Origin of the sequence: Companilactobacillus crustorum JCM 15951, assembly GCF_001434585.1 — a bacterium.
Lineage (GTDB): Bacteria > Bacillota > Bacilli > Lactobacillales > Lactobacillaceae > Companilactobacillus > Companilactobacillus crustorum.
Map to the genome: position 1 here is coordinate 1 of NZ_AZDB01000043.1, position 13,049 is coordinate 13,049.

General features: G+C 36.2%; 9 protein-coding genes and 1 pseudogene. 3 read left to right on the forward strand and 7 right to left on the reverse strand.

All coding sequences use genetic code 11. From position 1 onward, the window contains the following. Positions 1 to 70: 70 nt before the first annotated feature. From FD26_RS09525 to glf, 3 genes are all read right to left on the reverse strand, one after another. Positions 71 to 943 carry a DUF2382 domain-containing protein gene (locus FD26_RS09525; RefSeq protein WP_057868199.1) on the reverse strand — a complete coding sequence of 291 codons (873 nt, stop codon included), beginning with the start codon at positions 941 to 943 and terminating at the stop codon, positions 71 to 73. Between the two features lie 329 nt (positions 944 to 1,272). Further along, positions 1,273 to 2,355, reverse strand: coding sequence for an alcohol dehydrogenase catalytic domain-containing protein (locus FD26_RS09530; RefSeq protein WP_057868200.1), 1,083 nt, complete (start codon positions 2,353 to 2,355; stop codon positions 1,273 to 1,275). 367 nt (positions 2,356 to 2,722) lie between these two features. Further along, positions 2,723 to 3,841: a UDP-galactopyranose mutase gene (glf, locus tag FD26_RS09535; protein ID WP_057868201.1), complete on the reverse strand. Its 1,119-nt coding sequence runs from the start codon at positions 3,839 to 3,841 to the stop codon at positions 2,723 to 2,725. A 1,068-nt stretch (positions 3,842 to 4,909) separates the two neighbouring features. On the opposite strand from glf, the gene FD26_RS09540 reads away from it, so the two are divergent. The 3 genes and pseudogenes from FD26_RS09540 to FD26_RS09550 all read left to right on the forward strand — a co-directional run bounded on the left by FD26_RS09540 (position 4,910) and on the right by FD26_RS09550 (position 6,748). After that, complete coding sequence (locus tag FD26_RS09540; RefSeq protein WP_057868202.1) at positions 4,910 to 5,845, forward strand: replication initiation protein; 936 nt, start codon at positions 4,910 to 4,912, stop codon at positions 5,843 to 5,845. Further along, positions 5,838 to 6,382, forward strand: a pseudogene (locus FD26_RS09545) (DUF536 domain-containing protein). The gene FD26_RS09540 and the pseudogene FD26_RS09545 overlap by 8 nt, the downstream one beginning before the upstream one ends. A gap of 45 nt (positions 6,383 to 6,427) precedes the next feature. Then, positions 6,428 to 6,748 (forward strand): hypothetical protein, encoded by a 321-nt coding sequence (locus tag FD26_RS09550; RefSeq protein WP_057868204.1) that lies wholly within the window; start codon positions 6,428 to 6,430, stop codon positions 6,746 to 6,748. A 34-nt stretch (positions 6,749 to 6,782) separates the two neighbouring features. On the opposite strand, the gene FD26_RS09555 is transcribed toward FD26_RS09550, so the two are convergent. From FD26_RS09555 to FD26_RS09565, 4 genes are read right to left on the reverse strand one after another with little or no spacing between them, the layout of a single operon-like run. Further along, positions 6,783 to 7,052 carry a helix-turn-helix domain-containing protein gene (locus FD26_RS09555; protein ID WP_057868205.1) on the reverse strand — a complete coding sequence of 90 codons (270 nt, stop codon included), beginning with the start codon at positions 7,050 to 7,052 and terminating at the stop codon, positions 6,783 to 6,785. 2 nt (positions 7,053 to 7,054) lie between these two features. Beyond that, positions 7,055 to 7,411: a type II toxin-antitoxin system RelE/ParE family toxin gene (locus FD26_RS10925; RefSeq protein WP_082596280.1), complete on the reverse strand. Its 357-nt coding sequence runs from the start codon at positions 7,409 to 7,411 to the stop codon at positions 7,055 to 7,057. Beyond that, positions 7,412 to 8,122, reverse strand: a complete 711-nt coding sequence (locus FD26_RS09560) for a DNA methyltransferase family protein (protein ID WP_057868206.1) — start codon at positions 8,120 to 8,122, stop codon at positions 7,412 to 7,414. Next, positions 8,119 to 12,594, reverse strand: a complete 4,476-nt coding sequence (locus tag FD26_RS09565) for an Eco57I restriction-modification methylase domain-containing protein (protein ID WP_057868207.1) — start codon at positions 12,592 to 12,594, stop codon at positions 8,119 to 8,121. Before FD26_RS09565 ends, FD26_RS09560 begins: the two co-directional genes overlap by 4 nt. Between the last annotated feature and the right edge of the window lie 455 nt (positions 12,595 to 13,049).

The following is a 13,049-nucleotide window of genomic DNA, read 5'->3' on the forward strand; positions in this document are numbered from 1 at the left end:
CACCATTTTAAAGGAAGCTGATCTTTTTTAAGTTCTTGTTCAAAAGGTTTGATAAAATCAAAGCTAGAAACTAGTTCCGGTCATGCTTGTTGCGATCATTATCGCGTAAGTCTTCTACGTGGGCATCACCACTCGTATCGACATCTAGTTCTTCGTGGCTGACGTTTTCACTTACTTGTTTCATATCTTCGTGTTCTTTTTTACGAATGTCAACTTCTTCTCGAACGACCGGGCGTTTTTTGACATCGATCTGTTCTTCTTTGGTTGGGATCGTGATCGTGTCGTCTTCTTGCGTATCATTGACATCGGTAGTTGCAGCCGCACCATCTCCGGGCTTTCTTTCGATCACGATTTCTTCTCGTTTAACCGGTACTTCGACTGTTTTCTTCTCATTGACAACATTTTTATGGACATCGACTTTACCCGTCGTCACATCATGCTTATCGATATCCAATTCTTCTCCTTTAAGCTGGATACTATCAGTATCAGTATCAGTATCTAGATCAGTTGCACGTGCAGCATCTGATGCATGTCTGCCTGTGACATTTTCAGTTGCTTGTGTTGGGTCGTTTTTATAATTATTGACGGTGATAATAATTTTTCCAGCTGAGATATCATCTCTATATTGGTAAAGCGGGTCGTTGTTTGCATGGTCAGCTTCTTCATTTGAACTTGAATCGTATTCGTACGTATCAGCAGAAAATGCATCTTTGATTTTTTCCCATAGTGACTGATCTTCCTGAGTCGTTTCGACGCCATTTACGCCGGTTTTAACATCGATTCCTGACAGTCCAGCAAAATCAAAATTTGTAGCCGCATCTTTGTTGGTGTAAACAATGATATCATCACGGCTATAGCCTTCTCTTTGCAGTTCTTCGATCACGGATAAAGCTTCTTCTCTCGTACTGTAACTTCCAATAACTGTTAAATTTCTTTCCAACATATAAATTCCTCCCATTTCAACTATTTTTTGAATACGCTTACAATTATAGTGTAACGAATAAATGACGTTAAAACAAATAATACGAATGTTGAGAATTAACTACCGCCTTACACTACGTTTCAGTTGGTATACCCCGCATTTAGTGTTCCTTTTCAAAACCAGAAAAGAAACACTAAACACAGGGTTCTGTTGAGAAGAAAAGGAGTAACTAATGATCAACTGACCACTACTGGTAACAAGCAATGCGACACCAGTTGAAAATCCCCACAATCATTAGATTACTTGGTTAATGATTGTGGGGATTTTGTGTTTTAAAAAGCTTCTGTTAACTAAGAATGTAAGCGAACTAAAATCTTTGCTTGTTTTTTATCTCTTTCTAAGGACTCAATTCCTTCTGAGACTAATTCGTTTAATTCAATCTTTTTTGTAATGACATGTTCGAATAGTGATCGATGGGTGTCGATAATCTTAATTACTCGATCAAAGATATTGGCATATCCATAAGATGTTAATAAACTGCCTCCCTTTTTAAGCAGAGCTCTAACATCTACAACTGGTGGATGTTGAAATAATGCAATCACGGTAACCTTACCACCGTTTTTAAGAGCCTGAACGGCACCAGTAAGTGTGGGTTGTACACCAGCACAATCAAATGCAATATCTACTCCCTGATTTTCAGTGATAGTGCTGATAGCGTGAGCTAATGACTTTTGACTCTCAGTGCGTATTGGGTATTGAATGCCTAATTCCTTTGCTAAATTCAAACGTTCCTCTGACATGTCGTTTATTATCACACGATGTGCACCAGAAATTTGTGCGATTAAAGCTGTGAACAAACCAATTGGGCCAGCACCTTGAACTAAGACATCGTCTCCAGGAGACACTCGACTTACTATAACTGCTTGTGCAGCAACCGCAACTGGTTCAACTAAGGCTCCTAAATCAAGCGGAAAATTATCTGGCAAGAGATGTGCAAAGGTACTTTTGACATTGCACTTTTCAGCTAAACCACCGTTAGCTGAAAATCCTAAGAATCCTGCTGATTGATCACTACCTATAGCATGTTCACACCAATTATAATGACCAGCAAGACATTCTGGACATTTTCCGCAAGCAATCATTGGCTCGACTGCAACCTTATCCCCAATTTTTAATTTAGAGACTTGTTTTCCAATTTTGAAAATTGTTCCCGAGAATTCATGTCCAGGAATTAGCGGAGCTTGCATATGGGTTAGCGGATGAGGCGTTGTTGCCAAATCCATACCCTCTAAATATTCATGAATATCACTACCGCAAATACCATTAAATGCAACCTCAATTTGAACTTCATCTGGTTCGGGGTCAGGGATATCTCTTTTTTCAAAGCGGATATCCTTAGGACCGTAGATAACAGCTGCCTTTACCATAGTCATAATGATTCGCTTCCTTCATGTTCAATATAGCACAATCATATCTAAAATAGTGATTAGATTTTATAGACTTAGAACTCAGCAGATATTTTAGTGGGGTATAAGTGCACATTGACCTCGTTTCACTCGGTCTGCTGATAACCACAAAATCAATTTCCGTCGTTGTTAAATTGAATGTATTTTTAATTCAATTTATGCTTGTACTTAACTAAGTTTGTTATGTTTTAAATACTTACAAAGTGCTGAGGAAAGGCACAATCCTATTTTATTTATTCGACTTTCAAAGCAATTAGCCCACACTCAATATTGAGTGTGGGCTTTTTTTATTTGTTTTGGTATAAATACACAAGAATACGGTAATCTAAATGCGCTATCCCAGTTCATGTTCTACCGCTAACAGCGCTTCATGAATGACTTGGTGCATGTCATAGTACCGATATTGACCCAGTCGGCCACCAAAGACCACGTTACCTTCTTGCTTTGCTAATTTCCTATATTGCTTGTACAATCCATTATTACGTTTATTATTTATTGGATAATAAGGTTCATCTCCTCGTTTCCAATCAGCTGGATACTCCCGCGTAATAACCGTCTTGTTCTTGTCACCTTTACCAAATTCAAAATGCTTATGCTCAATAATTCGTGTAAACGGGGTCTCCGCATCTGTATAATTGACCACTGCATTACCTTGATAATTGTCAACGTTCAACTCTTCATTTTCGAACCGCAGTGACCGATACTCCAATTCTCCAAGTTGGTAATTAAAGTATTGGTCAATCATTCCAGTGAAGATGATTCTTGGGTAATCTTTAAGGTACTTTTCCTTGTTGTCAAAAAAATCAACACCTGTCTTCACATCAATCTGTGGATGATCAAGCATTTTCTCAACAATCTGCGTATACCCACCAATTGGAATCCCTTGGTAGGTATCATTGAAATAATTATTATCATATGTGTAACGGACTGGAAGACGGCGAATAATAAAGGCCGGTAAATCAGTCGCTTTTTGTCCCCATTGTTTTTCTGTATATCCTTTTACCAACTTTTGGTAAATATCCGTCCCGACTAACGATATTGCTTGTTCTTCCAAGTTTTTAGGTCGATCGGTAATTTTAGCTGCTGATCTTTGCTCCGCAATCTTATTCATCGCTTCTTGTGGTGTCTTAGTTCCCCACAATTCATTGAACGTATTCATATTAAAGGGCAAATTGTACATTTTACCCTTATAATTTGCCATTGGACTATTTGTATAGCGATTAAACGTCGCAAATTGATTCACATAGTCCCAAATCTGTTTATTTGATGTATGAAAAATATGGGCACCATACTGGTGTACCTGAATGCCATCAACTTCATGTGTATATATATTTCCTGCGATATGGTCGCGCTTTTCAATAACTTTAATTTTCTTACCACGTAGAGCTGCCTCATGTGCAAAAACTGCTCCGAACAGGCCAGCACCTACTACTAAATAATCATATGCTTTCAAAAGTATCCTCCACCACTATTAACCCTTGATTTATATAGTGCTCAGCTTATGAAGAAAAAATAAGCTGAGCACTATATAAAGTTTATCACCAATACAAAGCCTCCCCTATACTAAAATTTTAAAAAGCATCATTTTAATATGCTTATGATATAGTTACGTTCTTATTATAAAAATNTTCTATTCTACTAATAAGGTATTAACGAGCCAAGATATCCAAGATACTTATAAAGAAGCAACAAAAAGGCGAAAATTACAAAAACTTAGCTTATACAGAGTTAATGACGACATTAATACACAAAGTAAAGTAAATAAAAGTAAAGTAAACAATAATAATCACGTTTCAGAACAATTAGCTCTCACTCATATTGGGTGAGGGCTTTTTTTGTTTGTCTCGGTATAAACATATATGAATAGTCTTAAAATCGTCAGAGAGGGCTTTTTTATTTGTCTTGGTATAAATAATATATATGAATAGCCTTAAAAACGCTAGAAACGAGAAAAAAGGCTCTTAAAAACGAATATAGCAGTTAAAGTCTTGCTAAGATTTAGAAACTTTGATTATTCGCTGTCAATTCCTTATGCTCCTACGCTTTGCTCGTCCTCTATCATTGACAGCGAATAATCAAGTCTTAACACTGAATTGGCGAAAGCCAAAGTTTCTACAAAAAACTTTGCTTTCCTGCCTAACTGCGAGTGAAAAAGTGGTCAAGCTGGCTCAGCTTGGATGGGATTCGGAACGTCAGCGCCCGTATTAATGTGGTTTGTCACACCTTTATAGCAACGAACGAAGTGAGGCGCAAGGAGCGAGTGGAGTTTAATTTGAGCATGTTTTTTGGCTCACTCCTTTGTGTTTTTTGTTTCTAGGTTTTAATCTCGTACAGTGGTGCCTCTTTTAAACCTCTTTTATAAACCTCTTTTAAGCCTCTTTTAGACCCCTATTGTGCCTTACTCTCCCAAGGCTTATAGAAGTTTATCAACGAGGTTTTGTCTGTTTATCAACGAGGTTTTTTAACAATGATCGTTGATAAACAATCGTTGATTTTATATAATAGTTGTGGAGGTGTGATTATGAGCAATGAACTTATAAAATATGATCCTGAACTTAATACCATTCCGTTACGTAAATTCACCCCTATTGAAATGAATCTATTTTTTTCAATTATTTCTCGTATGCGTGATAAGGGAGGTCAGACAGTTAGATTTTCTTTTGAACAACTTAAAGATTTGAGCAACTATAAACCGACTGCAAATAATCGCTTTGAAGATGATATTCAAAGAACTTATGAAAAGTTAATGGGACTTCATTTTGGAAGACGTAGTAAATCTGGATTAAATAGAGAAATGTTTGTTATGTTTACTAAATTCAGAATTGTTGGTGAAACTGATTCTCCTTATATAGACATTGAAATATATAAAGATGCTTTGCCACTTCTTAATAATTTAGACACGTGGGTTAGATATGCTTTAGCGGAATTTAGAGATCTTCGAAGCAGTTATGCTAAAACCGCTTTTAGATTGTTAAAAGGTTTCAGAACAACCGGTTATGCTTTTTTATCAAAAGAAGATTTTTTTGAGTTACTTGATATTCCTAAAAGTTATTGGAAAAAACCGGGAGACGTTGATAGATACGTTCTTAAACCAATCAGAGAAGAATTGACCCCTCTTTTTAGAGGCCTAACGGTTAGAAAAAAATATGGTAAAGGCCGCGGGAAACCAGTGATTGGGTATTCTTTTACTTGGAAGTCTGAAAAGAAAGACGCTAACGACTTCTCACAAGGTCAATTTCAAGATGAACGTCAAAAACTCTTTAACATTCAGCATAATGGTGAATTAACAGAGCAGGAAAAATGGCGCGCCATTGACAAGGTTAAGGGGTTAACTTTAGGCTCTACTGAGAAACAAGCATTGGCTGATAAACAGGCCGAGCACGATAAAAAAATAAGAGATCAAGCAAGACAAGAAGCACTTGCTGAACTCCGAAAGGGGCTTGGAAATAATGCCTAAAACTATTAGAGAACTTGCTGATGAATTGAAGGTCTCTAAACAAACTATTCAATATCACTACCAAAGACTACCAACAAAGAACCAACAAAAAGATAGTCAAGGTACAAACATGATTAGCCTTACAGCTGAAAGGATTATTAGGGACAAGGTAGCAAAGCCTTTGGTAGCAAAAGATCAACAAATAGGTAGCAAAAAAGCGACAAAGACTAGCAAAAAAAATAATGATCTAATTGCTACTCTAAGAAAAGAGGTAGCAGATTTAAAGTCTCAACGTGACAAACAGCTTGCGACCAAAGACCAGCAAATAAGTAGCAAAGACAGACAAATAGATCATTTAACAAAACTAATAGACCAACAACAACAATTACAATTAGCAACAGTAGCAGAAGATCGCCATTTGAAAGAACGCCTACGAAAATTAGATGGCCCAGTTGAAGATTTTGAAAGTATAGAAAAAAGCCAAGTTGCAAAAACTGATGGTGCAAAAAACAGGCAGCTAAAAATATAACTAATAAAAAATGGTGGCATTTTTGGTAATCGAATAATTATCGTAAATATGTACTAGAAAAGAGCATACAAATTATGGATTATGTTAAGTATAAAACGGATTGTTTAGATAAATTAAAGGGCTTTCTAACATTAGAAAAGAAGAGACCTGTATTGTTTATTGGATCTGGTCTGTCACAAAGATATTTAAAAATACCTGATTGGAAAGGCTTATTAGATACTCTATGCAAATCTCCTGTTAAAATGCCTAGGCCTTTAAAGTATTATCTTCAAAGTACAAATGGTGACTACCCTAAGGTAGCTGATAAGTTAAAACAAAAATATTTCAATTACTTTTGGCAACATGAAAAAGAATATCCAGACTATTTATTTTCGGTAGATTGTAAATCAAAATGACCCCTTCAACTTTAAGAAGAGGTCATTTTCTGTATTATACAGTAGCTACTGGCTTAAATGAAACGGTAGCAACCAATCCCAGTCCTTCAGCATAGCGATTTAAAGTGCTAAGACTAGGGATAGAAGACATATTCTCAATTTTAGCAAGTTGCGGTTGTTTCATGCCAATCCGCTTTGCCAATTCAACTTGCGAGATACCTTTTTTGACCCTTTGAGCATGCAAGTAAGCCAAACTTTCAATTGCGGTCATTTCATCTGGCTTAATCGAAGTAAGACTCTTTTTTAAATCGTTCCAAGTGCTCATAATCATTTCCCCTTTCGTTTCAGCCAATCATCTAACCAGTCTAATGCTTTTTCAATCTCACGAGGATCCGTTTTATCCTGTTTTTTCTTATAATGACTTAATATCACAAAACGATCGCGGTCCCAACTAGCGTAAAAGAATCTTTCTGGCATTGGCCGTAATTCCATCAGTGGGTGCCGATAACCTTTCAAAAACTTGGCTTGTGGCTCATGCATCCTATTACCCAACTGGGATAACAGTTCTAGTTGGTATGTTAGTTTTGTTAAGATTTGATGGTCCTGTTTCTGATTACTCTCATCAAGGTGTTCAATAAACTCCTCAACGTCAGAGTAGCCAGTTTTATCTTCGTAAAAGTCAATTTAGTACATAAATTCAATTTCTTGCTTGTAAATATCAGTCCACCTGCAAGCCTTATAACGATGTAATTTAGCCTTTGGTTTTTCCTCAAAAAATCCACTACCAGCAAATAAGTCCATTTCTTCTGTCTCGCCAGCAACAGTATTAGTTGGTCCAGATTCATTAACAATTGACTCAAAGGTATATTCTGTTCGCTGAACAAAATTGACCTTACCATCAACTGGCTTCCATTCACTCAATAATATTGGCTTGCCATCAGCATTTACATATTTTAAGGTATCACCTTGCGCCATATTCACACGTATTATCACCTTAGCACTGTCTAATACATGCTGACTTGGTTTCTTATTAAAGTTAGCAACGTCCTGAATGTACAACTGATTGAAAGTGGTAATCATGTTCATTACTAGCATTTCAACATTATCTTCTAAGTACTCAATACCATATAAGCTACTAAGCGCTATTAGGCAGTTACGATTATAAGTGATGGCACTAGTGCTCTTAGATAATACAACAGCCATCTTTTGCTTTAGTAATTCGACAAGAAAGGCACCTTCCCCAGCAGATGGTTCCAAAAATGTTGCGGAAAGTTCATGAATTTTAGCTTGAATTTCAGGTTGGGCTAACATCATTTTAACAATTCGATTTGGAGTAAAAACTTCACCATTATTTTTGACCCTATCAGCTGACTTTATAATCTTTTCTTCTGTCATCGTAAATTATCCACCGTTAATTTTACATGTCGAATTTGGGTTTCGCTTAATCCAAATAGCTCATAAAGTTGATTATCAATTGGCTGTGTGAAATCTATAAATTTGTTGTTTGGACCATAATCTACTAAGTCCGGAACTTCCTTACCCAAACTAGTTAAAGATTCATCGGTTAATAAGAAAGCATATCTAATCAAATAACTATTAGCGTACTTTAAAAAATTCTCAGCTTCTTCGCGTGTATCAAACATTTTAAGTGCTATACGGGAACGTCCAAATACCGATTTATTATCAATTACTTCAATTTGATTATCACGTTTCTGGCCACCTGCGTTCGCACTTGACACAATCACTTTCCATTTATTGATTAACTCATGATGCACTGGAATATTATTCAGATCAGTTATAAACCAGCTAGCCTTTCCGCCCTTACCCGATTTATTGTTGGTTAAAAGCTTAACCTCATTAGTTTTAATGCTTGAGTTGTCATTAAAAGGGCGAACTTCTTTAGGATGATCTTCAACAAAACTACTCTCAATCCTGAACAACTTTTGATTAATTACACTACTATCACTTATGTGTAATAGGCCGTGCTTTTTAACAAAGTGATCCATCAATTGTGTAATAGAATTGTCTTTTGGATTAAGAATTAACAATTTTTCTCCTGGCTTTTGAAGATCTACTGTTTGAACTGTTCCATCACTTTCATGATATTCGTAACTAAAGGTATCACTGTCTCTCAATTTATTTTTAAAAACGATTGTAATACCGTCAGCAATTGCAACTCCGGGGAACACTTCAGATGCATCTTCAAAATATATGAGTTTTTCTAAATGAGGATCATTGATTTGTTCTTTTCCAAAATTTTGCATTCCTTTACCAGAACGGTGTAACCACCGTTTTCCAGGATAAATTAAAGAAATATATTTATCTGCTAATTGATCACTCAATGTTTGAAAGTATTGGAACACACTAGCTACTCGTTCTTGACCATTAGTAGTTTCTTTCTTTGCAACTGTTTGTTGGTAAGGTGGATTCCCAATAATAACGTCAAATTTCATGTTATTAAATACCCCCTTTATCTTTTTAACTTCATCCTTAACATCTTTCTTTGTGTCTTCAACAATACCATCAACATACTCAATATTCGTATCAAAATTTTGAAAGCCACATAATGTACGAATAGTAATTGATTTAGCCATTGGTGTCTTAGCGATACAAAAAATATTTTCACGAAGTATTTTCTGCCATATGAACAGTTCATTTTCTAAAGCAAACTTACCTGCAGTTTGTTCATTCAATTTCTGGAAATCTTTCCAGTACAGTGATGCTGCCATATACAAGGGATAAGTACCGGTTTTACTATTAATTTCCAAAATATGAGTGTCTGGCGCAAATACCTGGTCAGTATAATCAGTATTGATCCAATGATTGGCACTTTCGCCATCTTCCGTATTGTATTCATAGCTACTATCAAAGAACGATAGTCCGCCAACTGTCTTGCCTAAGTGCATATTAACGACCCTCCAAGGTGTTAATACTGTTTCCTTGTCTGGATTACGAAACGTTCCTAGAATATCAGTCAATTTTTCAATCCGCTCCATGGGGTCAGCATTATCGAGCTCTTTTACCTTTTGACGAATGATTTGACCAGCTTCTAAGAATACTTGTGGATCATAGTATTTGATAAACTTACGGAATAAAGATTTATCAACACCTTTAGGCATAAATTCTTCCCAAGATTGATCATCAACCTTTTCGACGAAAGTATTGATACTAATGTCCTTGGACAAGTCGACATCCATACCGTATATCATTAACGGAATTCTGATTGAAATTGAACGCAAAATTGAAATCAACGTTCTTCGTTGCTTTTTCATGGCATTCATCTGATCAATCGCTGCCTGTTCTTCAGGTGAACGTTCTTTCTTCGGCTTTTTTTGGCCTTTGACAGTTTTATCATATTGTTCATCAGTTAAGCCTTGATCGTTAATATTAACTTTAACTTTAGTATTCTCTCGCTTAGTCTTACCAACTATTGATTTCAGATCCTTGAAGTCCTCAAGATCCGCTTCTTTAATCATAAGTAATTCATCTGAATAAAGGGAGTCGTCCTCAAATCCTGATTTAACAGCCTTTTCAGCATACACCTTCTTAATTTGCTTGAGCATTGAATCTACATGGAATGGCTTCATTTGGTTCCCCTGCTCACCAATAATTGGTAGGAAGTTGAGCAAATCACTCATACGTTGTTTCTGAACACTCGTTGTCCTTTTACCCACACCACTATTCATTTGTGCCGATTCTGCCATTATTGTTAGTGCACGATCAGGGGCAAAGTCAAAAATAAAACAGTCAGTTTTGGTACCAAAATGGGGGTCAGAATATGGAGTTTGAGCCCTAAATGCTGCTTGAAGGTATTGCATTGATGAATTAGTGTTCGACAAGAAAATAACACCTGTCCACGGTTTAATAGTAACTCCTGTCGTAAGTTTGCGAACCGTTAACGTTATGGTTCTAGTCGAAGCAGGATCATCACCAATTTCTGCTTTAACACGATCAACATCTGTTTGATCAGTAATACCTTTATCTTCGCCCTTGACATCTTTGACAATGTTGATGATCTTATAACCATTGATTTCCCCAAGAACAGGATCCTGTTTTAACAAATGCTCCATTGCTCCAGCTTCTCTAACACCTGGCATTAACCAAAGTGTATGACGTAACTGGTCACGAAATTGCTTAGTAGAGAAGGGATAACTTGTGTGCTTGCTTGGTGTAGTAATATTTCTCAAAAATTGTTTTACATAATCTTCATAAACGAAGTTACCTTGGTTATTGACCTTAAAAAACTCCTTAAAATTAAATGATTTACCACCTACCTGACTAAATTTAGGATTCTTAAACCTATCACTCATGCTAAAAGTAAACATATTCACACGAGGTAATCCAGCATATGGATTAGGTTCATGTGGGTGGTCAATTTCCCACTGCTGTTTAGCTCGTTGCTCCATCGTGTAGTCCCAGGTATAAACTTGTTCATCTTCGTATTGGTCCAAAATGTTGAATGGTGTACCAGACAATTCAAGAACCTTGGTTTTTGGTCCCTGAACATGTTTTAGTACTTGTTGAGCCAGTTCAGTTTGAGTACCTTCATGGGCCTCATCAATAATCACTAGATCCCAATTTTCAGCAAATAGCTCTTGGTTCTTATCTTTAACCTTACCACCGACTAGCTTTGAACCTGATAGGTCTTGCAAACTGGCAAAGTAAACAAATGGTTTTGAACCAGTACGCAGTGATTCAAATGTAGCTCCTTGATTTTTTGAACCGTACAGGTAACCAGCCTCTGGCATGCCAATTTTAGCAAAATCTTCAAACCAGCTCTCATCCACAGCAGGTCGGTGAGTCATTATTAGGACATGCTTGTATCCTTCATCTTTAATTAGCTGCAATGCTGATAAGGTCTTTCCAAAACGCATTTTGGCGTTCCAGAGCATGTTACTATACTTATCGTTTTTAAATGCTTTTTTGGTCTTTTTTACTGATTCAAGTTGTTCAGGACGTAATACAATTTTAGGTTTCTGGTCCTCATTGTTATCAGTATCAATAACTGACTGGTTGTTCTTAACAGCTTTAATAGCTTTTCTAGCCGTGGCCAAATCGGTTTTAAACCATTCTTGACCGGCCAAATTAGGACTGTGTTCAATTTTTGACCTTTCAAGGACTCGATGGACATCCTTATCGGTAAACCAATGTGGTTCTCCATTTTTACGATAAGCAAGTTCTGCCCATTCAAGTTTAGAAGGTACTCCTGCTGTCTCCATGTATTGGTTAATACGTTTCTGAGCCGTTTGACGCAGATAATTACTGTTCTCACTCATATCTGCTTCGAGGTCAGTAACAGAAGCTTTTCCTATTTTTTCACTGCCAATATAGTCTAAGAAATGTCCATTTTCCGTTTTTGCACTTTGGATATATATTAAGTTACGTTCAGCAGCAGATGCTATTGAGGTGGCCGTATAGATATAATTTTCTCTTTGTGGCTCCCTAAAATCATTTATGTCAATGGTTTGATCGTAAAAATTATTAACGAACCATGCTAATAGCTTGTATAATCTCTTTAAATCACGTAACCCTGTCTCTTGATCAGTTTTTGAAACTGTCATAACTGCTAGTTGATGCGCTGCTTGATTACCACTTTGTTTAAGATTATAGAATAACTCCAAAGTATCATGGTCAATACTGGTATCATATTTAAGAGCACGTAAAACATCATTAAATGTATCCTTATCAGACACATTTAAAAAACGTTGATCTGCAATATCACGTGCAATATTCTCAACAATTACACGGATACTTGTTTCTTCACCAGAGTATAAACCAAGAGCATATGATTTTTCAGCCTGCGTTGCTGAAGAAAAATAATCAGCGGTTAAGGGATCTGCTTTTAGAAATTCGAAATTACTTTGCATTAGTTTATCTCCTGTTGTTAATTTTTTAAGTAAGAACTACAAATTTAATAAGTTGGTGGTGCCTTAGAATTTTTATTTAATTTAGGTAAGAACATACTTTACGTATATACTTTATATTACTTTAAAGGTGCTGTAAATTCCTATTTATCAAGGCCTATAGCTTTAATTGTGAGAAAAAGGTACGTGTAAAATAAAAAAGATATAACTTGTGCCAGGCCGATAAGATACAAAAACACATAGGACATTGAGAAGCTAGCATAGAAAACTATGTGTTGCATTTTAGGGGCTATAATTAACAAATAACCCCTTGAAAAGACCGATAAAACAGCCCCTAACAAATCAACTTGGTTTGTTAGGGGCTGTTTTTTAGATTATACTTAAAATAACGCCTGTAATGGTTGGATTCTAATGCTTAAAAAAGGGCTGTACTAGTTGAATGACAGTGCTAAAGTCTT

Bases quoted from the DNA above. Each gene is read 5' to 3' on its own strand.
- FD26_RS09525 (WP_057868199.1), bottom strand. From the start codon at position 943: ATGTTGGAAAGAAATTTAACAGTTATTGGAAGTTACAGTACGAGAGAA.
- FD26_RS09530 (WP_057868200.1), bottom strand. From the start codon at position 2,355: ATGACTATGGTAAAGGCAGCTGTTATCTACGGTCCTAAGGATATCCGC.
- FD26_RS09540 (WP_057868202.1), top strand. From the start codon at position 4,910: ATGAGCAATGAACTTATAAAATATGATCCTGAACTTAATACCATTCCG.
- FD26_RS09550 (WP_057868204.1), top strand. From the start codon at position 6,428: ATGGATTATGTTAAGTATAAAACGGATTGTTTAGATAAATTAAAGGGC.
- FD26_RS09555 (WP_057868205.1), bottom strand. From the start codon at position 7,052: ATGAGCACTTGGAACGATTTAAAAAAGAGTCTTACTTCGATTAAGCCA.
- FD26_RS09560 (WP_057868206.1), bottom strand. From the start codon at position 8,122: ATGACAGAAGAAAAGATTATAAAGTCAGCTGATAGGGTCAAAAATAAT.
- FD26_RS09565 (WP_057868207.1), bottom strand. From the start codon at position 12,594: ATGCAAAGTAATTTCGAATTTCTAAAAGCAGATCCCTTAACCGCTGAT.